Genomic DNA, 25,333 nt, shown 5'->3' on the forward strand with positions numbered 1-25,333 from the left:
ACGGAGAAACCCCTCCCGGACGGATCATGCCCGGGAGGGGTTTCAGCGAAGCGCGGGTTGGTACCCGGGTACTACGGCTGTCCGGCTACTCGGCGTCCTTCGCCTGAGCGCGGAGTGCACGGTCAACACCGGCGAGGCTCTCGACGACCATACGACGGAGCGCTGGGACGCCGTCGTTCGCGTTGAGCCACGCCTGCGTCTCGTCGCGAAGCGCCGGCGAGGCCAGCGCGGACGGGTAGAAGCCCTCGACGATGTACTCGGCGATCTTGTAGCTGCGGCTCTCCCACACCGTCGTCAGCGACGCGAAGTACGGCGCGACGAGCGGACGGATGAGCTCGGGGTCCGCCACACGCTGGAAACCGAGACCGATGTTGCGCACGATGGCGTTCGGCTGGTCGTCGGCGTCCACGACGGAGGCGAACGCCGCGCGCTTGCCCGCAGCCGTCGGAATGGTCGCGCGGGCGCGAGCCGCCGCCTGCTGTCCGTTGGCCGTGTTGTCTGCGGCGAGCGCTGCATCGATGTCGTCTGCGCTTGCGAGGCCGAGGAGCACAAGACCCTCGAGGAGCTCCCAACGCAGGTCGGTGTCGATCGTCAGACCGTCGAGGGCGATGCCGCCGTCGCGGAGGCCCTGCAGTGCTGCGCCGTGCTCCGGCGTGGACGCGAGCGCTGCGAAGAACTTCACGAACTGGAACTGCGCGTCCGTGCCGGCCTCCGCCGCCTGGGCGAGGGCCCAGAGGCTGTCGCCGACGCGCTCGATCGTCGCCTGGCGGGCGGCGGGTGCGACGTAGCTGCGTGCGGCGAGGCCCAGCTGCCCGAGCGTGGTGCGCAGCGTCGTCGACTCCGTCTCCGTGGCGATGTTGCCGAGGACGAGGTCCACGTAGTCCGACGCCTTGGTCTCTGCGTCGCGCGTGGCGTCCCAGGCCGCACCCCACACGAGCGAGCGGGCCAGCGGGTCCTCGATCGACGCGAGGTGTTCGATGGCCGTGGCGAGCGAGCGCTCGTCGAGACGGATCTTCGCGTACGCGAGGTCGTCGTCGTTCAGCAGGACGAGGTCGGGCCGCGTGAGGCCGACGAGCTCTGCGACGTCCGTGCTCGCGCCGTCGACGTCGAGTTCGACGCGGTGGGTGCGCACGAGTTTGCCGTCCGTGAGCGTGTAGAAACCGATCGCGAGGCGGTGCGGGCGGAGGGTCGGGTAGTCGACCTCGACCGTCTGCGTGACGGAGAACGACGTGATGACGCCCTGCTCGTCGGTTGCGATCTCCGGCGTCAGGGTGCCGACGCCGGCGGTCTCCAGCCACAGCTTCGACCACTCGCGCAGGTCACGACCGCTTGTGGCTTCGAGCTCGACCAGCAGGTCCGACAGCTCGGTGTTGCCGAACTCGTGCTTCTTGAAGTAGTTGCCGACGCCCGTGAAGAACGCCTCGATGCCGACCCACGCGGCGAGCTGCTTGAGGACCGAGCCGCCCTTCGCGTAGGTGATGCCGTCGAAGTTGACCTGGACGTCCTCGAGATCGTTGATCGTGGCGACGACGGGGTGCGTGGAGGGCAGCTGGTCCTGGCGGTACGCCCAGGTCTTCTCCATGGCGTTGAACGTCGTCCACGCCTCGGTCCACTCGGTGGCCTCGGCCGTGGCGATCGTGGATGCCCACTCCGCGAAGGACTCGTTCAGCCACAGGTCGTTCCACCACTTCATGGTGACGAGGTCGCCGAACCACATGTGGGCGAGCTCGTGCAGGATCGTGACGACACGACGCTCCTTGATGGCGTCGGTGACCTTCGAACGGAAGACGTAGGTCTCCGTGAACGTCACCGCGCCTGCGTTCTCCATCGCGCCGGCGTTGAACTCGGGCACGAAGAGCTGGTCGTACTTGGCGAAGGGGTACGCGTAGTCGAACTTCTCTTCGTAGTATGCGAAGCCCTGACGGGTCTTCTCGAAGATGTAGTCCGCGTCGAGGTACTCCGTGAGGCTCTTGCGCGTGAACACGCCGAGCGGCACGATGCGGCCGTCGCGTGAGGTGAGCTCGCTGCGCACCACGTCGTATGGGCCGGCGACGAGCGCGGTGATGTACGAGGAGATGCGCGGGGTGGGCTCGAACGACCACGTCGACGCTCCGTCAGATGCCTCGACGGGCTCGGGCGTCGGTGAGTTGGAGACGACCTGCCAAGCGGTCGGAGCCGTGACCGTGAACGCGAACGTCGCCTTCAGGTCGGGCTGCTCGAACACGGCGAAGACGCGGCGGGAGTCCGGCACCTCGAACTGGCTGTACAGGTACACCTCGCCGTCGACCGGGTCGACGAAGCGGTGCAGGCCCTCGCCCGTGTTCGTGTACAGGGCGTCGGCGTCGACGACGAGTTCGTTGTGCTCCGCGAGGCCGTCCAACTGGATGCGAACGCCGTCGTTCACCACGGCCGGGTCGAGGTCGACGCCGTTCAGGGTGACGCGGTGCACGGTCTTCGTGATGGCGTCGATGAACGTGGACGAGCCCGGCTTCGCCTGGAAGTGGACGGTCGTGGTGCTGCGGAAGGTCTCCGGGCCAGTCGTCAGGTCGAGCACGACCTCGTAGCTGGCGGTGTCCACGAGCGACTTGCGCTCCTGGGCTTCGACACGGGTGAGGTTCTCTCCTGGCACTGCTGCTCCTTGCGACTGGATGCTGACTGGATGAGTCGACTGGTGTGGCGCGTCGACTGGACGCGATGTGACGTGCGACCGGGTGCTCGTGGCGACCCCGGTGCACCCGTCAACCCTATCCGAGCGACCTGTCGCAATGCGTAAGGAACCAGTGGTTCGGAAGCGCCTCTAGGCTGGATGCATGGCTAACACAACGCGCGTCGAGTTCTGGTTCGATCCCTCCTGCCCCTGGGCCTGGATGACCTCCCGATGGGTCGACGAGGTGTCGGCGCACCGCGACCTCGACGTCACGTGGAGCATCATGAGCCTCGCCGTGCTCAACGAGGACAACGACGTCTCGGAGGAGTACCGCGCGTTCTTCCCCCGGGCGCTCCGATACACGCGACTCGTCGCAGCAGCGAAGGACCTGCACGGTCAGGACGTCGTGAAGCCGCTGTACGACGCACTCGGCACCCGCATCCACCCGGGCGGACGCAGCGACGTCGACGAGATCATCGCAGAGGCGCTCGCCGAAGTCGGACTCCCGGCTGACCTCGCCGCGCTGTCCGAGACCGATGCCCACGACACGACGATGCGCGCAAGCCACTTCGACGGCATCAACCGGGTTGGCCAGGATGTCGGGACACCCGTCATCGCGGTCGACGGCATCGCCTTCTTCGGCCCGGTCGTCTCACCTGCCCCGAAGGGCGAGCAGGCGCTCGCGCTCTGGGACGGCGTCGTCGCGGCGGCGAACTACCCCGGGTTCTTCGAGCTGAAGCGCAGCCGCACCGTCGGTCCGATCTTCGACTGAACGAGGTCTCCGGACGCGGATCGGCCGCGTCCGGAGATCAATAGGATGGGATCCATGCGCATCCACATCGCCACCGACCACGCCGGACTCGAACTCAGCCAGCACCTCCAGGACCACCTGCGGGGCAACGGTCACGAGGTCGTCGACCACGGGCCGACGGCCTACGACGCGCTCGACGACTACCCGGCGTTCTGCATCAACGCCGCGAAGGCGGTCGTCCGCGACCAGCAGGCCGGGATCGAGGCGCTCGGCGTGGTGTTCGGCGGATCGGGCAATGGCGAGCAGATCGCGGCCAACAAGGTCGTCGGCGCCCGTGCAGCGCTCGTCTGGAACCTCAGCACGGCCGAACTCGCGCGCCAGCACAACGACGCGAACGTCATCTCGATCGGCGCCCGCCAGCACACGATCGAGGAGGCCGTCTCCTTCATCGACGCGTTCATCGCCGAGCCGTTCTCCCTCGAAGAGCGTCACGTCCGTCGCATCGCCCAGCTCGCAGAGTACGAGGCGACCGGCACGATCGCTGGCAAGGGCGTCGACGCCTGAACTGAACGCGCGGCCAGTCCAGGCCGTTGACCGCCAACCCCACTGAAGGAGTCACGGTGCCAGAGGGTCACTCCGTCCACCGCATCGCCAGGCAGTTCAGCGCGAACTTCGTCGGCAAGCAGGTCGCCGTGTCGTCGCCGCAGGGGCGGTTCGCCGAGGGGGCGACCCTGCTGGACGGCCGAACCGTCACGCGGGTGATGGCGGTGGGCAAGCAGATGTTCATGGAGTTCGGCGATGGCGTCTGGCTCCGTGTGCACCTCGGACTCTACGGAGCGTGGGACTTCGCGGGGGAGATCGTGTCCGACCCCACCATCGCCTCGGCGAACGGCCGGATGGGGCAGACCAATCAGCGCGGCACGGTGCTCGATGCCGAGGTGCTGGACGAGGTCATCCACGATGCGGACGGTGAGAACTCGGTGCACAGCATCGGCGCGCCGAGGCGAGCACGTGTGCGGATGTCGGAGCAGACGAAGGCGCTCGACGACTCCGCGGACGAGACGTTCCCGCCTGAGCCGGTCGGCCAGGTCCGTGTCCGGCTGCTGACGGACACGACCGTCGCCGACCTCCGCGGACCGACGGCGTGCGAGGTCATCGACGACGCCGGTGTGCAGGCGGTCATCGATCGGCTGGGGCCGGACCCGCTCCTCGACCCGAGTGATGAGGCGGGTGACCGGTTCGTCACGAGGGCGCACAAGAAGGGTTCGCCCATCGGCCTGCTCCTGATGGATCAGCAGATCATCAGCGGCATCGGCAACGTCTACCGCGCCGAGATGCTCTTCCGGGCGCGGCTCGACCCGCACAAGCCCGGCAAGAACGTTCCGGTCGAGACGCTGCGCGAGATCTGGCGCGACTGGGTCGTGTTGCTCGGGATCGGCGTCGAAACCGGCCAGATGATGACGATGGACGACCTCGAACCGGCGGAGTACCGCCTCGCGATGGCCAACCGGGCCGACCGGCACTGGGTGTACAAGCGCGAGGGCCTGCCGTGTCGGGTGTGCGGCACGAACATCGTCCTGGAGGAGATGGGCGCCAGGAAGCTCTACTGGTGCCCGAACTGCCAGCGCTGAGCTGTCGAGCACCTGAGCTGTCGACAACCTGAGCAGCCGAGAACCTGAGCAGCCGAGAAGGAGACCGTTATGCGGCAGAACCCCAGCTTTGTGCTCGGTGACGTCCAGGAAGTCCGTCGCCTCATCGAACGGAATCCGTGGGTCACGATCGTGAGCGACACCGAGGACGGCCTGGTCGCGTCGCACTACGCCGTTGTGCTCGACCCTGAACGCGACGACCTCACCGTCCTCGGCCACGTCGGACGACCGGACGAAGCGATCCACGGCCTCGGGGAACGCGAGATCATGATCGTGGTCCAGGGGCCGCACGGCTACATCTCGCCAGGATGGTACGACGCGAATCCGGCAGTCCCGACCTGGAACTTCGTCGCGGCGCACCTCACCGGCACCCCGGAGATCCTCAGCGCGGAGGAGAACTACGCCGTGCTCGGGCAGCTCGTCGAGCACTTCGAAGCGCGGATGCCGGAGCCTCGCCTGATGGAGGGGACCGCGGACGATGCGGCGTATGCGCAGCGGATCAGCGGCGGTACCGTCGGATTCCGCCTGACGCCGACGAAGGTCGTCGCCAAGCGCAAGCTCAGCCAGAACAAGGCGCCGGAAGTCGTCGATCGCATCATCCTCGAACTGGAGGAGGGCGAGCAGTACCGCAATCCGGAGCTCGCGGCAGAGATGCGCCGGGCCAAGCGATGACGGGCGAATCGGCGCACACCGCGTCACAGCCGGCGCTGGATGCGCTCGTCACCGTCGTGCGCGGCGCCAGAGTGAGCGGGCCTCATCAGGGCGGGGTCTCCGGTGCGGAGCCGGTCGACATCGTCCTGCGCGACGGCGAGATCGTGGAGATCGCGCTAAGTGGCACCTCGACGACCGGACCGCACGCCGTCATCATCGATGCAGCGGGCGGCTACGTGCTCCCCGGTCTGTGGGACCACCACGTGCACTTCACCCAGTGGGCGCAGACCTCGCGCCGCATCGACCTGTCTGGCGCGACGTCCGCCGCTGACGCGGCTCGAATCGTCGGCGAGCGTGCAGGGGCGGGCAGCGGCCGCATCGAGGGCGCCCTGTTCCGTGACGCCCTCTGGTCCGACGCACCGCATCGTTCGCTCCTCGATGCGGTCGCGCCCGATCGCGAAGTCGTCCTCGTGAGCGCCGACCTGCACTGCTCGTGGCTCAACTCGGCCGCCCTCGTCGCGCTCGGCATCGGCGACCATCCGACGGGTCTGTTGCGAGAGGAGGAGTCGTTCTCCATGCTCAAGCAGCTCGACTCCGTGCCGGAGGAGGTGTCGGACCGGTGGGTCGCCGATGCAGCCGCGGCCGCTGCTGCGCGCGGCGTGGTCGGCATCGTCGATCTGGAGATGCGGTGGAACGCGGGCGACTGGCTCCGGCGCGCCGCGGCAGGTCATCGGTCCCTCCGGGTCGAGTTCGGCATCTATCCCGAACACCTGGACCGCGCCATCGGCGCCGGTCTCGCGAGCGGTGCGATCCTCGCCGGGACGGACGGGCTCATCGAGGTCGGTCCGTTCAAGGTGATCACGGACGGCTCGCTCAACACCAGAACGGCGTACTGCGACGACGTGTATCCCGGCCTCGAAGGCACACGCGGCGCCCACGGCATCCTGAGCGTCGATCCTGAGCACCTGACCGCGCTGCTCCGGGTCGCGACGTCCTCCGGACTCCGCTGCGCCGTCCACGCGATCGGAGATCGCGCCAACAGCTTCGCGCTCGACGCGATAGCCGAGACGGGCGCGGCCGGTTCGATCGAGCACGCGCAACTCGTGCGCGACGTCGACGTCCCGCGTTTCGCGGAGCTCGGGATCGCTGCGAGTGTGCAGCCGGAGCACGCGATGGACGACCGCGACGTCGCCGACGTCCAGTGGGCCGGGCGCACCGACCGGGCGTTCGTCCTGCGCAGCCTGCTCGATGCGAGCGCCAGGGTGCTCCTCGGCTCCGACGCGCCCGTGGCCCCGCTCGACCCCTGGGTGTCGATCTCTGCAGCCGTCGGGCGGTCGAGGGACGGCCGCGAGCCGTGGCACCCCGAGCAGGCGCTGACGATCGACGAAGCCATCGAGGCGTCCACACGCACCGGACTCGAGTACGTGGGCGTCGGGCAACCAGCAGACCTCATCGTCGTCGACCGGGATCCATTCACCGCCACGGCCGATGAGCTGCGCACGATGCCCGTCCGGCTCACGCTGCTCGGTGGAGCCGTCACGCACCGCGCGTGAGCGTCACACTTCGAAGCCGCGCCCATCGAACGCATACCGGGGGATAACCCCCGGGTATGCTCGGGCGGCCGCCGGATGTCGGATGCTGGGGGGATCCGAGAGTCTGAGGTCATGACATCCGATAGCCTCACCGACATGCACTACCGAGACGCGCAGGGTACCGTCCCGCTCCGGGACGGTGACTTCCCCGGAGGGTTCGCACCCGTCCCGCACGACGCGTCGACCCACGGGAGGACCGGGTACCGCGCGCTGTGGGCCGCGGTCCCCGGCGGCCTGGCATTCCTCCTCCCTCTGCTCCCGATCGTGGTGATCGGCCTCAGCATCGTCTCCAGTGTGTTCTCCACCGGCATCGGGCTCGCCGTGCTTGGCATCGGGATCCCCATCGTCGTCGGCGCACTGTGGCTGTCGCGGTTCTTCGCCGAGACCGAGCGCATCCGACTCCGCACCACCTCGCTCCCGCCGATCGCGGCGCCTGCCTGGGACAGGCACGACCCGCGCGTCGCAGCGGTCGACCGCGGCTTCCTCGGCCGCCTTCTCCAACCGCTCGCCAACGGTCGATGGTGGCTTGCACTCGTCCACACGCTCGTGGTGAACCCCGTGGTCGGCACCGTGACATGGTCGATCACGATCACGTGGCTCTCCACAGCCCTGGCCGGCGTCACCTACTGGTTGTGGGCGTGGTCCTTGCCGGACTCGGACGGCAACCACTCCCTGCCCGATCTCATCTGGGAGTGGGCGAACCCCGGCTCGTTCGAAGCCGGCACGGCTCCCGTGATCTCGCCGGTCTTCGTCGCCGTCGTGTACGCGGTGATCGGACTCGTCTTCCTGGCGACGCTGCCGTTCGTCGTCCGCGGTCTTGTGCTCATCCACCACGGCATCGCCCGCGGCATGATCGGTGCCTGGGCCTCGGAAGGACTCCGGGCGGAGCTCGATGTCGCCGAGGCGGCGCGCACCGCAGCACTCGCCGCGGAGGACACCTCGATCCGCAGGCTCGAACGGGACATCCACGACGGACCGCAGCAGCGCCTCATCCGCCTGCAGATGGACATCGCCGCAGCCGAACGACGTCTCGACAGCGATCCGGAGGCGACCAGGACGCTCCTGGCGGAGGCGTCGACCCACGCGAAGGACGCCCTCGACGAACTCAGGGCGCTCTCGAAGGGCCTCGCGCCGCCGCTGCTGCAGGACCGCGGACTCGTCCCGGCGCTCGAGTCGCTCTCCGCCCGCTCCGTCGTCCCGACGACCACGCACCTCACCGACCTCACGGGGCGTGTCCTGCCGCCTGAGGTCGAGCGAAGCGCGTACTTCATCGCTGCGGAGCTGCTGACGAACGTCGCGAAGCACGCGCAGGCCACATCGGCGTTCCTCACCGCGACCGTGTCGGATCAGCGGTCCGACGGCGCCAGGGCTGCAGGTTCGCTCCTCGTCATCACCGTGACGGACAACGGACGCGGGGGAGCTGCGCCCGTCCTCGGACACGGGCTCGCCGGTCTGGACGACCGCGTCAGAGGATTGAACGGCACCCTCACCTTGGACAGCCCGATCGGTGGGCCGACGACCGTCGCCGTGACGATCCCGCTCCCGGCCGGTACGAGCCGCTCCGCAGCCGTGCCCCCGGCCGCGCGGACGGTGCCGCCCGCCGAACCCGTATCCTGACCTCGTGGAAGAGCAAGCACCGTCACACCGCCTGCGGGTCGCGATCGCCGAGGATTCGACCCTCCTGCGCGAGGGGCTGCTCCGGCTGTTCGACGAGGCCGGGTTCACGACCGTCGGCGCCTACGGCGACGCGGATGCGCTCGTCGGCGCGATCGATGCCGACGCCCCTGACGTCGTGGTGATGGACGTGCGGATGCCGCCGAGCTTCCGTGACGAGGGTGTGCGCGCGGCGATCGAGATCCGACGCACGAGGCCGGGTGTCGGAGTGCTCCTGCTCAGCCAGTACGTGGAGACCGTCTATGCGCAGGAGCTGCTCGCGCAGGGCTCCGGCGGCGTCGGATATCTGCTCAAGGACCGGGTGACCTCCCTTGAGCAGATCCAGGATGCGATCGAACGGCTGGCTGCCGGTGGAACCGTGCTCGACCCCATCGTGGTGGGGGAGCTGCTGGCCGGACGCCAGCATCCGCTCGGCTCCTTGACGGCGCGCGAACGGGACGTCCTCGAGCGGATGGCGGCCGGCAGAACCAACCAGGGCATCGCCTCCGCGCTGCACGTGGGCGTCGGCGCCGTCGAGAAGCACGTCGGTTCGATCTTCCAGAAGCTCGGACTCGAAGACTCCGGTACGGATCATCGCCGGGTGCTTGCCGTGCTCGCGTTCCTGCAACAGCCGGGCTGAGCACCCGGCTGCCGCGCGCGATCCGACTGATCGTGTCCACAGACGACAACAGCGGGACCGCATGTGCGGTCCCGCTGTTGTGCTGATGCTTCAGGAGAGGTGCGGCGCGTCGCCGCGGGCGCCCTACTGGCTGATGTGTGCGAAGAGGAACCAGCGGTCCTTCTCGAGGCCGCGGGCGATCTCGATGGCGACGTCCTGGCTGACCAGGTCGAGGTCGTCGAGCTCGTCGACGGCGGTCTTGACCGAGACGGCGGCGGCGTCGAGGAGCGCGATGACCTCGGCGATGGTGCGGTCGGACTGCTGGAAGCCTTCGCTGATCTGCGGGGTCGTGGCCTTGGCTGCGACCGTGCTGAGGCGAGCGTCGACGGGCAGGCCCAGGGCGACGATCCGCTCAGCGGCCGTGTCGGCCCAATCCTGTGCGTGGGCAACGACGGTGTCGAGGAGCTCGTGCACACCGATGAAGTTGGCGCCGCGCACGTGCCAGTGCGCCTGCTTGCCGTTCACGACGATGGCGGTGAGGTCGACGACCACCGGGCTGAGGAACTGGGCGACGCCTGCGGCGACGTCCGGGTTGGCGATGGTCTCCGGGACGGTGGTGATCTTGCTCATGTGTTGGGTTCCCCTTCATGCTTCGTTGTTGGGTACAACGCTACTCAGCCCCTGAAATTCCGCAAGCAAGTCAAGGCTGTACTTACGAAGCTGAGGCTCAGCTCACCCGAGTGCTCACCCGTTGGGGACACCCATCGGACGGCTGCGCTAGCGTTGGCGGATGACTGACGGAGCGATCATCAAGTCCCTGCCAGGCGGCCGGGAGCCGCACCTCGATCGGACGAGTTTCGTCGCGCAGGGGGCGGCGATCGTCGGCGCCGTCACGCTCGCAGCGAACACGAGCGTCTGGTACAACGCCGTCCTCCGCGCCGATTCGAACACCATCGCGGTGGGGGAGGGCAGCAACCTCCAGGACGGCGTCGCCGTGCACGTCGACGCCGGGTTCCCGACCGTCATCGGCCGTAACGTGTCGGTCGGACACAATGCGGTCGTGCACGGATGCACCGTCGAGGACGACTGCCTCATCGGTATGGGATCCGTCGTCCTGAGTGGCGCGGTCATCGGCGCCGGATCGCTCGTGGCGGGTGGAGCCGTCGTCCTGGAGGGCTTCGTCGTGCCGCCCGGCTCCCTCGTGGCCGGCGTCCCGGCCAAGGTCCGTCGGCCCCTGACGCCTGAGGAGCAGGCATCCATCCGCTCCAACGCAGCCAACTACATCGCCAACGCCGCACTGCACCGCTCCGAGTAACAGCCCGCGAACTGTCACTCCTGGCTGCTCTGACACGCCCCATGCCAGCCACGACTGACAGCTCGCGGGCTGTCGAGGGTGGGGGTTGGCGGGGAGGCGGGGTGGCGGGTCAGCTGCGCGTGCGCTTGCGGGCGCGGCGCTGGGCGGCGAGCGATGCGCCGAGGCAGACGACACAGCCGACCATGAGCATCACTCCGACACCGAACCGGCCGAAGGCGAAGCTCAGACCGCCGAGGACGAACACGACGGCGCCGATGATCGTCCACAGCTGGGCGATGCGCATGCGGTCTCCTCGTCGTCGGTCATCGTGAACCGATCACCGATGGCTCGGCCCAACGCTATCGTCTGGCCGCAGCGAGCAACAGGGGAAGCGGCCGGAACGCGAAAACCCTCGGCGTGATGCCGAGGGTTTCAGGTGTCCGACGAGCAGACGGGAGAGGGGCTGACGGGAATCGAACCCGCATCATTAGTTTGGAAGACTAAGGCTTTACCACTAAGCTACAGCCCCGAATCCGGCGGATGTGTGCCGGAATTCGAGTATTCAGTTGTGTGGTTCTGGACCTCGGCGCAGTGAGGCGCCGGAAACCCACCATACGAGCCTACTGCATTCCGGCAGTCGCTTCGAACACACGATGCGCCCGCGCGAGTCGTCGTCGTGTCATCGCACAGGACGCACCCAGAAACTGGGCTAGACTGACCGAGGTCATTTCGCGTGCCGCCAGTCGGACGCGTCGACACACCGGATTGACACCGATCCGGGGCGTAGCTCAGCTTGGTAGAGCGCCCGGTTTGGGACCGGGAGGTCGCAGGTTCGAATCCTGTCGCCCCGACCATGTCAGCGACCTCAACTGAGGCAGAATCCCCAACACAGGAGAAGTAACACGTGAAAACCACGGTCGAGAAGCTGAGCCCCACTCGCGTCAAGCTCGCCATCGCGGTGACGCCTGAGGAACTGAAGCCCAGCATCACTCACGCATACGGTCACATCGCTGAGGACATCAACATCCCCGGCTTCCGCAAGGGCAAGGTCCCGCCCGCGATCATCGATCAGCGCGTCGGCAAGGGCGCCGTCATCGAGCACGCAGTGAACGAGGGCCTCGACGGCTTCTTCCGCACCGCGCTCGAAGAGAACGAGCTCCGTCCCCTCGGTCGTCCGCAGGCCGACATCGTCGAGTGGCCGAACGAGAAGGACTTCTCGGGCGACCTCCTCGTGAACATCGAGGTCGACGTCCGCCCGGAGATCACCCTGCCGAAGTACGAGGGCCTCGAGCTCACCGTCGACGCGCAGGAAGCCGGCGAAGCCGACGTCCAGGACGAGCTCGACCGCATCCGTGCGCGCTTCGGCACGCTCATCACGGTCGACCGCCCCGCCAAGACCGGTGACTTCGCTCAGCTCGACCTCGTCGCCAAGATCAACGGCGAAGACGTCGATTCCGCGACCGGCGTCTCCTACGAGATCGGCTCCGGCGAGCTGCTCGCCGGCATCGACGGGGCACTCGACTCCCTCACCGCTGGTGAGACCACGACCTTCACCTCCCCGCTGCTCGGCGGCGAGCACGAGGGCGAAGACGCAGAGGTCACCGTCACCCTGACCGCCGTCAAGGAGCGCGAGCTCCCCGAGGCCGACGACGACTTCGCGCAGATCGCCAGCGAGTTCGACACGATCGAGGAGTTCAAGGCTCAGCTCCGCGAGGTCGTCGAACGCCAGCAGGTCATCACGCAGGGTCGCGATGCTCGCACCAAGCTCGTCGACACGCTCCTCGAGCAGTCCGAGATCCCCGTTCCGGAAGCCGTCATCGAGGACGAGGTGCACCGTCACCTCGAAGGCGAAGGCCGTCTCGAGGACGAGGTCCACCGCGCAGAGGTCACCGAGTCCAGCGAGAAGTCGCTGCGCACGCAGCTCCTGCTCGATGCACTCGCGGAGTCGCTCAACGTCCAGGTCAACCAGAACGAACTGACCGAATACCTCATCCAGAGTGCCTCGCAGTACGGCATGGAGCCGGGTGAATTCATCGAGGCGCTCGGCCAGCAGGGCCAGATCCCCGCCATGGTCGGCGAGGTCGCCCGCAACAAGGCCATCGCGATCGCCCTCGGCAAGGCCGTCGTCGTCGACTCGAACGGCAAGTCCGTCGACCTGAGCGACTTCGTCGCCGTCGTCGAGGACGCACCGGCAGCAGACGAGGCTTCGGCTGAGGACGCAGCGGACGAGGCTCCGGCCGAGGAAGCAGCAGCCGAGGAAGCGCCCGCCAAGAAGGCTCCGGCCAAGAAGGCAGCAGCCAAGAAGGCTCCGGCTAAGAAGGCAGCGGCAGACGAGGCAGCAGCCGAGTAGTTCTCGACCTGACACAGATCACCCGGAAGGGGACGGAAGCGATTCCGTCCCCTTCTGTTGTACCCGGGCCGTGGTTCGCCATGAGCGGTTGGCCCCGGATGCGCCATCACGATCGCTTGAAGGAGTCGCCATGACCGAGTTCGATCACACTTCGCCGTCCGCCGAGTGGGAGTCGCGGATCGCGGCGGTCTGGGAGGCAGCGGTCGACGGCGACGAATTCGAGACGATCACGCTCATCGACGCGCTCGTGGCGGAGCGGCCGGCCGGTGATGCCGCCGGGCTCTTCGAGGCGGCCGGCGCGCGTGACTCCGCTGGACTGGAAGCCGAGGCGGAGCCGCTCTATCGTGCGGCTCTGGCCGCCGGACTGGACGATGACCGTCGGCCGCAAGCGGTCATCCAGCTCGCCAGCACGCTCCGGAACCTCGGGAGGGTCGAGGAGAGCATCGATATGCTGCGCGCCGAGATCGCGACCCACCCGGACGGGCCGCTCATCGATGCGGCCTTCGCCTTCCTCGCCCTGTCGCTCGCTACCCGCGGCGACACGCTCGAAGCGACCTCCGTCGCTCTCGGTGTACTCTCCGGCCACCTCCCGCGCTACCGCCGTTCAGTCGGCGCGTACGCCACCGAACTCCTCACCGGTGAACACTGAGCGAATCTTGCCGCCCGTGTTCGTGCCGCGCGGGCCTCGCCGGATAGTCTGATCTCGACAGCGCCTAGGGTTCCGCCCGCACCCGTCGTCAGAGGCCCCGGTCGATGACGCACGTCACAATGAGGGTGCGCGGGACAGGTCCGAGCGGCGCCACGGTCACGGCACCCCGCCAGACCGTCATCTGACAGGACAAAAGCCCGGAGGATCCCGTTCGGCGCGCCAGCGCCGGAGAAACCGGATCCCGTGTCGCCCATCGCCCTGCTCCTCGTTGTCCTCGCAGCCTTCGCCCACGCCGGCTGGAACCTCGCGTCGAAACGCGCCAGTTCATCCGGCCTGCCGTTCATCTGGCTCGGCGCCGTCGCCTCGACCGTCGTCTACCTGCCGGTGGCCGCCGTCGAGGCGTTCGCAGCACCGTCCGCGATCTCACCGTCTGCGCTCGGCGCGGTGCTGCTCGGCGCCAGCGTCTCCGCCGTGCTCCACGTCGGGTATATGGTCCTGCTCCAAGCCGGGTACGCGCGCGGTGACATCTCGGTCGTGTACCCGATGGCGCGCGGCACGGCGCCACTGCTCTCCGTCGTGTTCGCGATCGTCGTCTTCCACGAGGAACCGACGATGCTCGGCCTCATCGGGGCCGCTCTGGTGGTCGCCGGTGTGGTCGGCATCGGGCTGACTGGACGTGCGCGGAGCCTCCCGGGCGCGGTCGTGCCGAGACCGGTTCGTATGAGACAGCGCGCCGGGGCGCTGTTCGGACTCGCGACGGGCGTCTCGATCGCGGTGTACACCGTCTGGGACGCCTACGTCGTCGGCGACCTGGGAGCATCGCCCATCCTGCTGATGGTCGGGTGCACCCTCGGCGAATCGATCCTCATCGCGCCGGTCGCCTGGCGCAGACGTGCTGAGGTTCGGGAGGTCTGGCGGCGGTTCCGCGTCCAGGTGTGGACGTTGGCCGTCCTGTCGCCGCTGTCGTACATCCTCGTCCTGTACGCCGTGACGATCGCCCCCGTGTCGCTCGTCGCCCCCGCCAGGGAGATGAGCGTAGTGCTCGTGAGCGTCGCCGGCTGGCTGCTCCTCAAGGAACCGGAGCCGCTCAAGCGGCTCGGCGGCGCGGTCGTCGTCCTCGGCGGAGTCACGATGCTGGCACTCGCGTAGTCTGCCGAGGGCGAACAGGGCGATGCTGGGGCTGCGGCTCCGATAGATTCGAATCACTGCACAACCGAAACGGAGCGACCATGGCCGAACCACTACTTTCGCCCAGTGTCTTTGACCGACTGCTGAAGGACCGCATCATCTGGCTCGGCGCGGAGGTCCGCGACGAGAACGCCAACGAGATCGCTGCCAAGCTCCTTTTGCTCGCAGCCGAGGACCCCAAGCGCGACATCTACCTCTACATCAACTCGCCAGGTGGCTCGATCACCGCCGGCATGGCGATCTACGACACCATGCAGTTCGTCCCGAACGACATCGTGACGGTCGGCATCGGCATGGCGGCATCGATGGGGCAGCTGCTCCTGACCGCGGGCACCAAGGGCAAGCGCTACATCACGCCCAACGCGCGTGTGCTGCTGCACCAGCCCCACGGCGGCTTCGGCGGAACGTCGAGCGACATCCAGACGCAGGCGAAGCTCATCCTCGACATGAAGAAGCGCCTCGCCGAGATCACCGCATCCCAGACGGGCAAGACCGTCGAGCAGGTCAACGCGGACGGTGACCGCGACCGCTGGTTCACCGCGCAGGAAGCGCTCGAATACGGCTTCGTCGACCACATCCGCGACTCCGCACTCGACGTCTCGGGCGGCGGCGGAACCGCAGACGCACCTTCGGCCGCGACAGACAGGAACTGAGAACCATGGAGACCCCCACTTTCGCTGCAGCAGGCCAGTCCCTGCAGATGCCGGGTGCACGCTACATCCTCCCGAGCTTCGAGGAGCGCACGGCCTACGGCTACAAGCGTCAGGACCCGTACGCCAAGCTGTTCGAGGACCGCATCATCTTCCTGGGCGTCCAGGTCGACGACGCGTCGGCCGACGACATCATGGCTCAGCTCCTCGTGCTCGAGAGCATGGACCCGGACCGCGACATCGTGATGTACATCAACTCTCCGGGTGGATCGTTCACCGCGATGACGGCCATCTACGACACGATGCAGTACATCCGCCCGCACGTGCAGACGGTCGTCCTCGGCCAGGCGGCGTCGGCAGCAGCCGTGCTGACCGCCGCAGGAACCCCTGGCAAGCGCCTCGCGCTCCCGAACGCCCGCATCCTGATCCACCAGCCGGCCGTCGGCCAGGCAGGCTCCGGCCAGGCGTCGGACATCGAGATTCAGGCCGCTGAGATCCTGCGCATGCGTACGTGGCTCGAGGAGACCCTCGCCCACCACTCCAACCGCACGGCGGAGCAGGTCAACAAGGACATCGACCGCGACAAGATCCTGTCCGCGGCAGAGGCTCTCGAGTACGGCCTCATCGACCAGGTCCTGACGAGCCGGAAGAACCTTCCGGCGATCACGGCCTGAGGACACTCCATCGACGCGGCGCGCCACCCCGGCCAGGGGAGGTGCGCCGCTTCGTCGGAGGGACAGGCTAGGCTCGGAACACCGATGGTCGAGGACGAGAGAGAGACACCATGGCACGGATAGGCGAAAGCGCCGACCTGCTGAAATGCTCCTTCTGCGGGAAGAGCCAGAAGCAGGTTCAGCAGCTCATCGCGGGCCCTGGCGTGTACATCTGCGACGAATGCGTCGAGTTGTGCAACGAAATCATCGCCGAGCGCCTCGCCGAGGCGAGCGAAGAGACGGTGAGCGAGTTCGAACTCCCGAAGCCGAAGGAGATCTTCGCCTTCCTGGAGGAGTACGTCATCGGACAGGAAGGCGCAAAGCGCGCACTGTCCGTCGCCGTCTACAACCACTACAAGCGCGTCCGCGCCCGTGGAACGCTCGCGGCCGCCGAGACCGTTCACGACGACATCGAGATCGCGAAGAGCAACATCCTGCTCATCGGTCCGACCGGTTGCGGCAAGACCTATCTCGCCCAGACGCTCGCCAAGCGCCTCAACGTGCCATTCGCCGTTGCGGACGCAACAGCCCTGACCGAGGCCGGCTACGTGGGCGAGGACGTCGAGAACATCCTCCTGAAGCTCATCCAGGCCGCCGACTACGACGTCAAGCGGGCCGAGACCGGCATCATCTACATCGACGAGGTCGACAAGATCGCCCGCAAGGCGGAGAACCCGTCCATCACGAGGGACGTCTCCGGTGAGGGCGTGCAGCAGGCGCTCCTGAAGATCCTCGAGGGGACGGTCGCCTCCGTTCCGCCGCAGGGCGGGCGGAAGCACCCGCACCAGGAGTTCATCCAGATCGACACGACGAACGTGCTGTTCATCGTGGCCGGCGCCTTCGCAGGACTCGAGGAGATCATCTCCTCCAGGGCCGGCAAGAAGGGCATCGGCTTCGGCGCCCCGCTGCACAGCAAGGGCGACGATGTGAACCTCTTCGGCGAGGTGCTGCCGGAGGACCTGCACAAGTTCGGGCTCATCCCGGAGTTCATCGGTCGTCTGCCGGTCGTCACGACGGTCACGCCGCTCGACCAGCACGCGCTTATGGAGATCCTCACGGTCCCCAAGAACGCGCTCGTCAAGCAGTACCAGCGCATGTTCGAGCTGGACGGCGTGGAGCTGGAGTTCGATCAGGCGGCCCTCGAAGCCATCGCAGACCTCGCGGTGCTCCGCAAGACGGGCGCCCGTGGTCTTCGGGCCATCATGGAGGAGGTCCTCGGACCCATCATGTTCGAGGTCCCGTCCACGGACGAGGTCGCTCGTGTGGTCGTCACGCGGGAATCCGTTGTGGAGAACGCGGCGCCGACGATCGTCCCGCGCGACATCCGCCGACACGACAAGACGGCGTAGCGCGGCCCGCTGAACCGTCCGGATGGACGGGTCGGCGGCAACGTCGGCTGCCGGTCCGGCAGCCGAGCGGAACGGCGTGCACCCCGACTTGGGGTGACGGATCGCCCGCGGAAGCGCCCAGGTCCGGGCGCAACCGGGTTATGGTTGCCGTGCCGACGCGATGTGCGCAGAGCGCGCCGTGGGCGTCGCAGGTCGAGCAGCCGAAGGAGTCGACGATGACGTCCAACACCGCACAGAACCAGCCGACCCTGTCGAGCGGCGGTTCCGGCAGTCCCAGGGGAGCCCAGCCGGTCGTGTCCGGCGCTCCTCCGCAACCCGGTCGACGCTCCGCGCTCGTGTCCGGAGTGCGTCGGATCGCGGTGATCGCGATCATCGTCTCACTGTCGCTCACCGCGCTCGTCGGCATCCTCGTGCTCGTCACCGGCGGATTCGGCGAGGTCCAGGGGCGGGTGCTCCTGACCGCGCTGCTGGTCGCCGGGTTCAGCATCACGGCGCTCTGCGACCTCGCGATCGCCGGCCGGTCGCTCCGGATCGTCTCGGCGGTCGGGCTCGTCGTCTCCGGCATCGCGCTCGTGCTCGGCGTGGTGCTGATCTGGCGGGACTGGAGCGACCCGTTCTGGTCGGACGCGCTCCGCTGGTTCGCGATCGCCGGTGTGTGGGCGGTGTCGATCGCGCAGGTGAGTCTGCTCCTCCTGCTCGCGGGGAGGAGGCGCAGGAGCATCCGGATCGGCCTGGGCGTCACGATCGTCGTGATCGTGATCGTCGCCGTCTTCGTGACCCTGCCGATCCTGACCAACGGCGACGTCCCCGGATCGGCTGCGGCCGACTACTGGCGGGTGTTCGGCGTCTTCGTCATCATCGATGCGCTCGGCACGATCGTCGTTCCGGTGCTGGCACTGTTCCTGCGCGACGCAGCGGGCGACTCACCCGACGGTGGCGACGCCCAGGCACCCATCCACGGCGCGGACGCCGCAGGCACCACAGGCACCACAGGCACAGCATTCGCGACGGTGCCCGGAACCGATCCGGTTGCAGGCGGACACGCCCGCACCATCACCATCGTGCTCACGGCGGAGGACGACGCCCGACTGACGAGCGTCGCCCTCGAAGCCGACACAACGAGGGAGCGGGTCGCGGAGTACGCGATCACCGCCCATCTCGACGAGGTCAGTCCGCCCAGAGGCCCCGGCGGCGAAGCAGCGGCTCGATAGCGGCATCACGCCCGCGGAAGTCGCGGAACGCCTCCAACGGATCCTTGGACCCGCCGACACCGAGCAGCCGAGCGCGGAACCGGTCGCCGTTGGCTCGCGTGAGGCCGCCGTTCTCGGTGAACCAGTCGACCGTGTCTGCGTCCAGCACCTCGCTCCAGATGTAGGAGTAGTAACCGGCGTCGTACCCGCCGGAGAAGGTGTGCGCGAAGTAGGTGCTCGAGTACCGGGGCGGAATGGCCGGGTTGTCGAGCCCGACCGCCGCGAGGGCCTGCGCTTCGAACGCCGCGACGTCCGTCACGTCGTCAGCCGTCCCGATGCGGTGCCACGCCTGATCGAGCAGGGCCGCGCCGAGATACTCGCTCGTCGCGAACCCCTCGTTGAACCCCTCCGATGCGCGCAGCTTCGCGACGAGTTCCTCCGGCATGGGCTCACCAGTGACATGGTGCTTGGCGTAGTTCCCGAGGACCTCCGGCCACAACATCCACATCTCGTTCACCTGGCTCGGGAACTCCACGAAGTCGCGGAACACGTTCGTCCCGGCGAGCTTTGGGTAGGTGACCGTGGCGAAGAGGCCGTGCAGTGCGTGCCCGAACTCGTGGAAGAACGTGTTCACCTCGTCGTAGGTCAGGAGCGTGGGCTCGCCCGCTGCCGGCTTCGGGATGTTGAGGTTGTTGACGACGATCGTCGGCTGACCGAGCAGGGTGTTCTGCGAGACGAGGGAGTTCATCCACGCGCCGCCGCGCTTCGAATCACGGGTGTACAGGTCGAGCAGGTACAGCCCGAGCGGCGAACCGTCCTCGTTGTGCACCTCGAACACCCGGACGTCCGGGTGATACCCCTGCAGATCGTCGCGCTCGGTGAAGGTGATGCCGTACAGCAGCGTCGCCGCATGGAACACGCCCTGGATGAGGACCTGCTCCGCCGAGAAGTAGGGTCGCATCGACGCGGTGTCCACATCGAATCGCTCCACCCGCACACGCTCGGTGGCGTACGCCCAGTCCCAGGCCTCGATCGGGTGCTCCCCGCCGAGCGCCCGTTCGAGCGCGGCCTGTTCCACCGCGGCGTTCCGGGCAGCGGGTGGTGCGAGGCGTTCCAGCAGGTCTGCGACGCGTTCCGGTGTGCCGGCCGTCTCGTCGGCAGTGACGAAGGCGGCGTGTGAGGGGAAGCCGAGCAGCGCGGCACGTGCTGCGCGGAGTGCGGTGATCTCCAGGACGAGCGCACGGTTGTCGTGCTCACCGCCGCGGATGCCACGGCTGCGTGAGGCCGTCATGATCTCCTCGCGCAGCGCACGATCGGTCAGGTCAGAGAGGTACGGGTGCCCGGTCGGCAGGACGAGGGTGATGAGGTAGCCGTCGAGATCGCGCTCACGGGCGGCTTCTGCCGCCGCCGAGATCTCGCCCTGTCCGAGTCCGTCGAGGCGTGCGACGTCGTCGACGAGGACCGCGAGTTCGTTCGTGTCGGCGAGCAGGTTCTTCTCGAACCGGGTCGTGAGCGAGGACAGCCGCTGGTTGATCGCCTTCAGCTGCTCCTTCTGCGCCGGTTCGAGGCCGGCGCCGGCGAGGGTGAACTCGGTGTGGTAACGCTCCACGAGGTACCTGGACTCCGGGTCGAGGTCCAGCCGGTCCAACTCCGCGTGCACGGCCGAGACGCGCCAGTAGAGCTCGGCGTCGAGCCTGATGGCGTCCTCGTGAGCGGCGAGCAGCGGCGCGATCTCCTCCTCCAGCTCGTTGGTGAACGCAGAACTGTCGGCCGAACTGCGATTGAAGAACACGGCCGCGACCCGCTGCAGCGTCGCCCCGCTCCGCTCCAACGGGATGAAGGTGTTCGCGAACGTCGGCGCATCGGGTTGTGCGGTGATGGCCGTGACTTCGGCGAGCTGTTCACGGAATCCCTCCTCGAACGCCGGCCGGTAGTGATCGTCGGTGATCTCGCCGAACGGCGGCAGCTGATACGGGAGCGGACTGGGGGAGAGGAACGGATTTGCGATGTCTGCCATATCGATACCCTACGCGTCGTGCTTGCACGGGGCGGGGGTGCGCGGGGCGCATGTGACGAAAGCGGCGAATCCCGGGGTCGAATCCGGCCCCGTCGTCACACGGGACGGCGCCGCGCATCGGATGCGTATCGTGTCCGGTATGCAGCAGCGTGAGCGGTACACCCTCGGTCATCACCCCAGCGTCCTCCGGACGCACAGCTGGCGTACGGTCGAGAACTCGGCGGCCCACCTGCTGCCGCACCTGCGACCGGGGCAGCGGGTCCTCGACCTCGGCAGCGGTCCGGGGACGATCACCCTCGACCTCGCGCGAATCGTGGCACCGGGCGACGTCATCGGCGTCGATGCGTCAGCGGACGTCGTCGACCACGCCACGAAGCTCGCGGCGGACGCCGGCGTCGTCAACGTCGCCTACCGGACGGGGGACGCGTACGCGCTCGACCTCCCGGACGACAGTGTCGACGTCGCCCACGCCCACCAACTGCTCCAACACCTCGCGGACCCCGTGGCGGTCATCCGGGAACTGCATCGTGTGGTCAAGCCCGGCGGGGTGATCGCGCTCCGCGACGTCATCTACGGCGGCGCCGTCTGGTATCCGCTGCAGCCCGGGCTCACCAGGTGGATGGACGTCTACCAGGAGCTCTCGCGGGCGAACGGCGGCGAGCCCGACGCCGGCAGCAGACTCAAGGCGTGGGCGCTCGAAGCCGGACTCACGGACGTCGTCAGCACGGCGAGCGTGTGGTGCTTCACCGACGAGACGGACCGCGAGTGGTGGGGAGGCGCCTGGGCAGAGCGGGCCAGGAGTTCGAGCTTCGCCACGCAGGCGCTGGAGACCGGCATCGCGACGTCGGAGGACCTCGATGTGATCGGGTCCGCCTGGGAGCAGTGGGTCGCCGACGAGCACGGCTGGTTCGCTGTCCCGCACGGCGAGATCATCGCCATCGTGTAGTTCAACCCCGCGCCGGGTGGGGATCCGGCCACCAGCCCGATCAGTGCTCGGCGTCGTCCGTCGGCTCGTCGTCCGGGCGTGACAGCGACACACTGCCGTCGGCGCCGAGGACGATGCGGGTGCCGTCGTCGAGCTCCACGATCGGGCGACGCTCCAGCCACGTGAGCGTCCAACGCCAGTTCGACGTGTCGGCCTCCAGCGTCGCGAGCACCGCCTCCTCGGCCGAAACCGCATCCGCCACTGCCGCCGGCAGCGTTTCAGGAGCCGGCGAGCCGACCGCCCATCGCGTCCCCAGCTGCATCACGGCTCCAGATCGTAGGTGACCCACGAGGTGCGCGTCGCGACCCGGTCGTACAGGCGCTGCGCCTCGTCGTTGTCGCTCGCCGTGATCCACCGGACCACGCTGTGGCCGCCCTCCTGCGCGATCGTGCGCAGTTGAGCGATGAGCGCCTCGCCGACGCCCTGCTTGCGGGCGTCCGGGGACACGTAGAGGTCGTCGAGGTACAGGCCGGTGTTGCCGGCGAGGGGGCGGGGGAACACGCGGTAGTGCGCGAGACCGACGAGCTCGCCGGCCTCGTTCTCCGCCACGATCGCCTGCAACGGGTGCTCGGCGTCGTTCAGCCAACCCCACACGCGGACAGCCTTCTCATCCGTCATGGCGACGGAGTAGAACTCGCCGTACCCGGTCGACAGGGCGTGCCAGGCGAACAAATCGCCCTCGGTCACTGGACGGATGGTGACGCTCATGCGCGTTCCTCACTCTCGACGGGTGCGAACACGATACCCGTCACCGCCAACGCTTCACCAGTCGTGAATTCGAGGGACTCGATGCGGCCGACGGCGCGCAGGTCGGCAGCGGCGGACTCCAGCAGGACGGTGTCTTCCGCCGGGCCGGCGATGACCGCGGACTGGACCGGGGTCTTCTGCGACGCCTTGGCGTCGGTCTTGGCGCGACGGATGCCCGTGAGTGCTTCACTCGCGAGACGAAGCAGACGCGGGTCTCCGCCTGCGGTGCCGGCGAGCTCGGCCTCGGTCGGCCAGGACACGAGGTGGATCGACTGCTCGTTGAACCACGACCAGGCCTCCTCCGTCGCGAACGGCACGAACGGCGCGAACAGGCGCAAAAGGGTCGTGAGGGCGGTGCGCAGTGCTGCGACGGCCGATGCCTGCTCGGGGGAGACGTCTGCGTAGGCGCGCTCCTTGACGAGTTCGAGGTAGTCGTCGCAGAAGGTCCAGAAGAACGCCTCTGCGGTCTCGAGGGCGCGTGCGTGGTCGTAGGACTCGAGCGCAGCGGTCGCGTCTGCGACGGTCTGGCGCAGGGTCTCGAGCATGCTCAGGTCGAGCGGCTCGGTCACCTGGGCGTCCTCGGTCGCTGCGAAGCCGAGGATGAACTTCGAGGCGTTGAGGATCTTGATGGCCAGGCGGCGGCCGATCTTGATCTGCGTCGGGTTCTGCGGGTCGAAGGCCGCGTCGGTGCCCAGGCGGCTCGAGGCGGCCCAGTAGCGGACGGCGTCGGAGCCGTGCTGTTCGAGCATGTCCGCCGGGGTCACGACGTTGCCCTTCGACTTGGACATCTTCTTGCGGTCGGGGTCCACGATGAATCCGGACAGGGCTGCGTGCGCCCATGGCTTCTCGTTGTACTCCAGCACGGAGCGGAGCATCGTGGAGAAGAGCCACGTGCGGATGATGTCCTGGCCCTGCGGGCGCAGCGAGTACGGGAACACGAGGTCCCAGAGTTCAGGGTCGCGCTCCCAACCGCCGGCGAGCTGCGGCGTCAGGCTGGAGGTGGCCCACGTGTCCATCACATCGACTTCGCCCTGGAAGCCGCCTGCGACGCCGCGCTGGGACTCGTCGTAGCCGGGAGCGGTGTCGCTCGACGGGTCGACGGGCAGCGACTCGCGCGCGGGGACGATCGGCTGGTCGAAGACCGGGTTGCCGTCGGCGTCGAGCGGGTACCACAGCGGGATGGGCACACCGAAGAAGCGCTGGCGGGAGATGAGCCAGTCGCCGCTCAGGCCGCCGACCCAGTTCTCGTAGCGCACGCGCATGAAGTCGGGGTGCCATTCGAGCTCTGAACCGAGCTCCAGCAGTCGGGACCGGAGCACCTCGTCGCGGGCGCCGTTCTTGATGTACCACTGACGCGTGGACACGATCTCGAGCGGCTTGTCGCCCTTCTCGAAGAACTTCACCGGGTGGGTGATGGGCTTCGGGGCGCCGATGAGGTCGCCGGACTCCGTGAGGAGCTCGACGACGGCCTGCTTGGCGCTGAACACGGTCTTTCCGGCGAGCTTCGTGTACGCCTCACGGCCGGCCTCGGAGGTGATCGCCTCAGGCGCCTCGGAGATGATGCGGCCGTCGAAGCCCATGATCGCGCGGTTCGGGAGATCCAGTTCACGCCACCAGACGACGTCGGTCAGGTCGCCGAAGGTGCAGATCATCGCGATGCCTGCACCCTTGTCCGGCTGTGCCAGGTGGTGGGCGAGGATCGGGACCTCGACGCCGAACACCGGCGTCGTCACCGTGGTGCCGAAGAGGTCGGTGAAGCGCTCGTCGTCGGGGTGCGCGACGAGGGCGACACAGGCCGGCAGCAGCTCGGGGCGGGTCGTCTCGATCTCGATCGTCCCGCCGTCCGCTTTGTGGAACGACAGGCGGTGGTACGCGCCGGGCTGGTCCTTGTCCTCGAGTTCGGCCTGGGCGACGGCGGTGCGGAAGGTGACGTCCCACAGCGTCGGCGCCATGGCCTGGTAGGCCTCACCGCGTTCGATGTTGCGCAGGAACGCGAGCTGGCTCGTGAAGAGCGCCTCCTCGCCGATCGTGCGGTAGCTCTGCGTCCAGTCGACCGAGAGGCCGAGCGCACGCCAGACCGCCTCGAACTGCTTCTCGTCCTCGACCGTGAGGCGCTCGCACAGCTCGATGAAGTTGCGACGGGAGATGGGCTGCTGGTCTGCGGCCTTGGTGCTCTTGTTGTCTCCACCCTCGAACGGCGGGACGAAGTCCGGCGTGTAGGGGAGGCTCGGGTCGCAGCGGACGCCGTAGTAGTTCTGGACGCGTCGCTCGGTGGGGAGGCCGTTGTCGTCCCAACCCATCGGGTAGAAGACGCGCTTGCCGGTCATCCGCTGGAAGCGGGCGATGACATCGGTGTGGGTATAGCTGAACACGTGCCCGATGTGCAGCGACCCGGACGCGGTGGGCGGCGGGGTGTCGATCGAGTAGATGCACTCCTTCGTGGCACCCTCACGCTCGAAGCGGTACGTGCCCTGGGACTCCCAGCTGGTGCCCCACTTCTGCTCGAGGCCCTCGAGGGCGGGCTTCTCGGGGATGTTGGCAGCGGTCATGGCGGTCTCCAGCTCGATATTGGCGGCACCGTGTGTACGTGCCTGAGTGTGTGGGGGTCGTTCAGAGTCTATCCCAAGGGTTGAGGGTGG

The 25,333-nt window shown here is 68.0% G+C and carries 23 protein-coding genes and 2 tRNA genes; 17 read left to right on the forward strand and 8 right to left on the reverse strand.

Annotation, left to right across the window (positions count from 1 at the left end):
- Nucleotides 1-85: 85 nt before the first annotated feature.
- Nucleotides 86-2,629, reverse strand: coding sequence for an aminopeptidase N (gene pepN, locus ACL9RL_RS14445; protein WP_422780973.1), 2,544 nt, complete (start codon nt 2,627-2,629; stop codon nt 86-88).
- 181 nt (nt 2,630-2,810) lie between these two features.
- Between pepN and ACL9RL_RS14450 the strand changes: the two genes are divergently transcribed.
- The 7 genes from ACL9RL_RS14450 (at nt 2,811) to ACL9RL_RS14480 (ending at nt 9,583) form a co-directional block, all read left to right on the forward strand.
- Entirely contained in the window at nt 2,811-3,419 is a 609-nt protein-coding gene (locus ACL9RL_RS14450) for a DsbA family protein (RefSeq protein ID WP_422780974.1), read from the forward strand.
- A 54-nt stretch (nt 3,420-3,473) separates the two neighbouring features.
- Complete coding sequence (locus ACL9RL_RS14455; RefSeq protein WP_422780975.1) at nt 3,474-3,962, forward strand: ribose-5-phosphate isomerase; 489 nt, start codon at nt 3,474-3,476, stop codon at nt 3,960-3,962.
- Nucleotides 3,963-4,018: 56 nt separating this feature from the next.
- Nucleotides 4,019-5,029 (forward strand): Fpg/Nei family DNA glycosylase, encoded by a 1,011-nt coding sequence (locus ACL9RL_RS14460; RefSeq protein ID WP_422780976.1) that lies wholly within the window; start codon nt 4,019-4,021, stop codon nt 5,027-5,029.
- Nucleotides 5,030-5,098: 69 nt separating this feature from the next.
- Nucleotides 5,099-5,719: an FMN-binding negative transcriptional regulator gene (locus tag ACL9RL_RS14465; protein WP_422780977.1), complete on the forward strand. Its 621-nt coding sequence runs from the start codon at nt 5,099-5,101 to the stop codon at nt 5,717-5,719.
- On the forward strand, nt 5,716-7,251 hold the full coding sequence (locus ACL9RL_RS14470; protein ID WP_422780978.1) for an amidohydrolase: 1,536 nt from the start codon (nt 5,716-5,718) through the stop codon (nt 7,249-7,251). The genes ACL9RL_RS14465 and ACL9RL_RS14470 overlap by 4 nt, the downstream gene beginning before the upstream one ends.
- A gap of 111 nt (nt 7,252-7,362) precedes the next feature.
- Nucleotides 7,363-8,907, forward strand: a complete 1,545-nt coding sequence (locus tag ACL9RL_RS14475; protein WP_422780979.1) for a sensor histidine kinase — start codon at nt 7,363-7,365, stop codon at nt 8,905-8,907.
- A gap of 4 nt (nt 8,908-8,911) precedes the next feature.
- Nucleotides 8,912-9,583: a response regulator gene (locus tag ACL9RL_RS14480; protein ID WP_422780980.1), complete on the forward strand. Its 672-nt coding sequence runs from the start codon at nt 8,912-8,914 to the stop codon at nt 9,581-9,583.
- Between the two features lie 123 nt (nt 9,584-9,706).
- On the opposite strand, the gene ACL9RL_RS14485 is transcribed toward ACL9RL_RS14480, so the two are convergent.
- Nucleotides 9,707-10,192 carry a Dps family protein gene (locus ACL9RL_RS14485; RefSeq protein WP_422780981.1) on the reverse strand — a complete coding sequence of 162 codons (486 nt, stop codon included), beginning with the start codon at nt 10,190-10,192 and terminating at the stop codon, nt 9,707-9,709.
- A gap of 160 nt (nt 10,193-10,352) precedes the next feature.
- Between ACL9RL_RS14485 and ACL9RL_RS14490 the strand changes: the two genes are divergently transcribed.
- Nucleotides 10,353-10,877, forward strand: a complete 525-nt coding sequence (locus ACL9RL_RS14490) for a gamma carbonic anhydrase family protein (protein ID WP_422780982.1) — start codon at nt 10,353-10,355, stop codon at nt 10,875-10,877.
- Between the two features lie 109 nt (nt 10,878-10,986).
- Here ACL9RL_RS14490 and ACL9RL_RS14495 read toward each other — a convergent pair whose 3' ends face one another.
- Both ACL9RL_RS14495 and ACL9RL_RS14500 read right to left on the reverse strand, forming a co-directional pair.
- On the reverse strand, nt 10,987-11,160 hold the full coding sequence (locus ACL9RL_RS14495) for a hypothetical protein (protein WP_422780983.1): 174 nt from the start codon (nt 11,158-11,160) through the stop codon (nt 10,987-10,989).
- A gap of 154 nt (nt 11,161-11,314) precedes the next feature.
- Nucleotides 11,315-11,385: transfer RNA gene (locus tag ACL9RL_RS14500), tRNA-Gly, on the reverse strand.
- A 248-nt stretch (nt 11,386-11,633) separates the two neighbouring features.
- On the opposite strand from ACL9RL_RS14500, the gene ACL9RL_RS14505 reads away from it, so the two are divergent.
- The 8 genes from ACL9RL_RS14505 (at nt 11,634) to ACL9RL_RS14540 (ending at nt 18,966) form a co-directional block, all read left to right on the forward strand.
- A tRNA-Pro gene (locus ACL9RL_RS14505) sits at nt 11,634-11,710 on the forward strand.
- A gap of 50 nt (nt 11,711-11,760) precedes the next feature.
- Nucleotides 11,761-13,206, forward strand: a complete 1,446-nt coding sequence (gene tig, locus ACL9RL_RS14510) for a trigger factor (RefSeq protein ID WP_422780984.1) — start codon at nt 11,761-11,763, stop codon at nt 13,204-13,206.
- 130 nt (nt 13,207-13,336) lie between these two features.
- Nucleotides 13,337-13,855: a tetratricopeptide repeat protein gene (locus tag ACL9RL_RS14515; RefSeq protein WP_422780985.1), complete on the forward strand. Its 519-nt coding sequence runs from the start codon at nt 13,337-13,339 to the stop codon at nt 13,853-13,855.
- Between the two features lie 243 nt (nt 13,856-14,098).
- Complete coding sequence (locus tag ACL9RL_RS14520) at nt 14,099-15,004, forward strand: EamA family transporter (protein ID WP_422780986.1); 906 nt, start codon at nt 14,099-14,101, stop codon at nt 15,002-15,004.
- A gap of 80 nt (nt 15,005-15,084) precedes the next feature.
- The gene (locus tag ACL9RL_RS14525; RefSeq protein WP_422780987.1) at nt 15,085-15,696 is read left to right on the forward strand and encodes an ATP-dependent Clp protease proteolytic subunit; all 612 of its coding nucleotides are present in this window, start codon (nt 15,085-15,087) and stop codon (nt 15,694-15,696) included.
- 5 nt (nt 15,697-15,701) lie between these two features.
- Nucleotides 15,702-16,367: an ATP-dependent Clp protease proteolytic subunit gene (locus ACL9RL_RS14530; protein WP_422780988.1), complete on the forward strand. Its 666-nt coding sequence runs from the start codon at nt 15,702-15,704 to the stop codon at nt 16,365-16,367.
- Nucleotides 16,368-16,477: 110 nt separating this feature from the next.
- Nucleotides 16,478-17,755, forward strand: a complete 1,278-nt coding sequence (gene clpX, locus ACL9RL_RS14535; RefSeq protein ID WP_422780989.1) for an ATP-dependent Clp protease ATP-binding subunit ClpX — start codon at nt 16,478-16,480, stop codon at nt 17,753-17,755.
- 215 nt (nt 17,756-17,970) lie between these two features.
- Nucleotides 17,971-18,966 carry a hypothetical protein gene (locus tag ACL9RL_RS14540; protein ID WP_422780990.1) on the forward strand — a complete coding sequence of 332 codons (996 nt, stop codon included), beginning with the start codon at nt 17,971-17,973 and terminating at the stop codon, nt 18,964-18,966.
- Here ACL9RL_RS14540 and ACL9RL_RS14545 read toward each other — a convergent pair.
- Nucleotides 18,923-20,962 carry a M3 family metallopeptidase gene (locus ACL9RL_RS14545; protein WP_422780991.1) on the reverse strand — a complete coding sequence of 680 codons (2,040 nt, stop codon included), beginning with the start codon at nt 20,960-20,962 and terminating at the stop codon, nt 18,923-18,925. The genes ACL9RL_RS14540 and ACL9RL_RS14545 overlap by 44 nt on opposite strands.
- 139 nt (nt 20,963-21,101) lie before the next feature.
- On the opposite strand from ACL9RL_RS14545, the gene ACL9RL_RS14550 reads away from it, so the two are divergent.
- Nucleotides 21,102-21,908, forward strand: coding sequence for a methyltransferase domain-containing protein (locus ACL9RL_RS14550; protein ID WP_422780992.1), 807 nt, complete (start codon nt 21,102-21,104; stop codon nt 21,906-21,908).
- Between the two features lie 40 nt (nt 21,909-21,948).
- Here the strand turns inward: ACL9RL_RS14550 and ACL9RL_RS14555 are convergent, their stop codons facing one another.
- The 3 genes from ACL9RL_RS14555 to valS are packed head-to-tail and all read right to left on the reverse strand — an operon-like array spanning nt 21,949 to nt 25,243.
- On the reverse strand, nt 21,949-22,209 hold the full coding sequence (locus ACL9RL_RS14555; RefSeq protein ID WP_422781178.1) for a hypothetical protein: 261 nt from the start codon (nt 22,207-22,209) through the stop codon (nt 21,949-21,951).
- Nucleotides 22,209-22,655, reverse strand: a complete 447-nt coding sequence (locus ACL9RL_RS14560; RefSeq protein ID WP_422780993.1) for a GNAT family N-acetyltransferase — start codon at nt 22,653-22,655, stop codon at nt 22,209-22,211. Before ACL9RL_RS14560 ends, ACL9RL_RS14555 begins: the two co-directional genes overlap by 1 nt.
- Complete coding sequence (valS, locus tag ACL9RL_RS14565) at nt 22,652-25,243, reverse strand: valine--tRNA ligase (protein ID WP_422780994.1); 2,592 nt, start codon at nt 25,241-25,243, stop codon at nt 22,652-22,654. The genes ACL9RL_RS14560 and valS overlap by 4 nt, the downstream gene beginning before the upstream one ends.
- Between the last annotated feature and the right edge of the window lie 90 nt (nt 25,244-25,333).

The organism is Plantibacter sp. Mn2098 (genome assembly GCF_049319745.1).
GTDB lineage: Bacteria > Actinomycetota > Actinomycetes > Actinomycetales > Microbacteriaceae > Plantibacter.

Bases quoted from the DNA above. Each gene is read 5' to 3' on its own strand.
- ACL9RL_RS14515 (WP_422780985.1), top strand. From the start codon at position 13,337: ATGACCGAGTTCGATCACACTTCGCCGTCCGCCGAGTGGGAGTCGCGG.
- ACL9RL_RS14545 (WP_422780991.1), bottom strand. From the start codon at position 20,962: ATGGCAGACATCGCAAATCCGTTCCTCTCCCCCAGTCCGCTCCCGTAT.
- ACL9RL_RS14465 (WP_422780977.1), top strand. From the start codon at position 5,099: ATGCGGCAGAACCCCAGCTTTGTGCTCGGTGACGTCCAGGAAGTCCGT.
- ACL9RL_RS14525 (WP_422780987.1), top strand. From the start codon at position 15,085: ATGGCCGAACCACTACTTTCGCCCAGTGTCTTTGACCGACTGCTGAAG.
- ACL9RL_RS14475 (WP_422780979.1), top strand. From the start codon at position 7,363: ATGACATCCGATAGCCTCACCGACATGCACTACCGAGACGCGCAGGGT.
- ACL9RL_RS14530 (WP_422780988.1), top strand. From the start codon at position 15,702: ATGGAGACCCCCACTTTCGCTGCAGCAGGCCAGTCCCTGCAGATGCCG.
- ACL9RL_RS14555 (WP_422781178.1), bottom strand. From the start codon at position 22,209: ATGCAGCTGGGGACGCGATGGGCGGTCGGCTCGCCGGCTCCTGAAACG.
- valS (WP_422780994.1), bottom strand. From the start codon at position 25,243: ATGACCGCTGCCAACATCCCCGAGAAGCCCGCCCTCGAGGGCCTCGAG.
- ACL9RL_RS14560 (WP_422780993.1), bottom strand. From the start codon at position 22,655: ATGAGCGTCACCATCCGTCCAGTGACCGAGGGCGATTTGTTCGCCTGG.
- ACL9RL_RS14470 (WP_422780978.1), top strand. From the start codon at position 5,716: ATGACGGGCGAATCGGCGCACACCGCGTCACAGCCGGCGCTGGATGCG.
- ACL9RL_RS14495 (WP_422780983.1), bottom strand. From the start codon at position 11,160: ATGCGCATCGCCCAGCTGTGGACGATCATCGGCGCCGTCGTGTTCGTC.
- ACL9RL_RS14450 (WP_422780974.1), top strand. From the start codon at position 2,811: ATGGCTAACACAACGCGCGTCGAGTTCTGGTTCGATCCCTCCTGCCCC.
- ACL9RL_RS14540 (WP_422780990.1), top strand. From the start codon at position 17,971: ATGACGTCCAACACCGCACAGAACCAGCCGACCCTGTCGAGCGGCGGT.
- ACL9RL_RS14455 (WP_422780975.1), top strand. From the start codon at position 3,474: ATGCGCATCCACATCGCCACCGACCACGCCGGACTCGAACTCAGCCAG.
- clpX (WP_422780989.1), top strand. From the start codon at position 16,478: ATGGCACGGATAGGCGAAAGCGCCGACCTGCTGAAATGCTCCTTCTGC.
- ACL9RL_RS14490 (WP_422780982.1), top strand. From the start codon at position 10,353: ATGACTGACGGAGCGATCATCAAGTCCCTGCCAGGCGGCCGGGAGCCG.
- ACL9RL_RS14550 (WP_422780992.1), top strand. From the start codon at position 21,102: ATGCAGCAGCGTGAGCGGTACACCCTCGGTCATCACCCCAGCGTCCTC.
- ACL9RL_RS14485 (WP_422780981.1), bottom strand. From the start codon at position 10,192: ATGAGCAAGATCACCACCGTCCCGGAGACCATCGCCAACCCGGACGTC.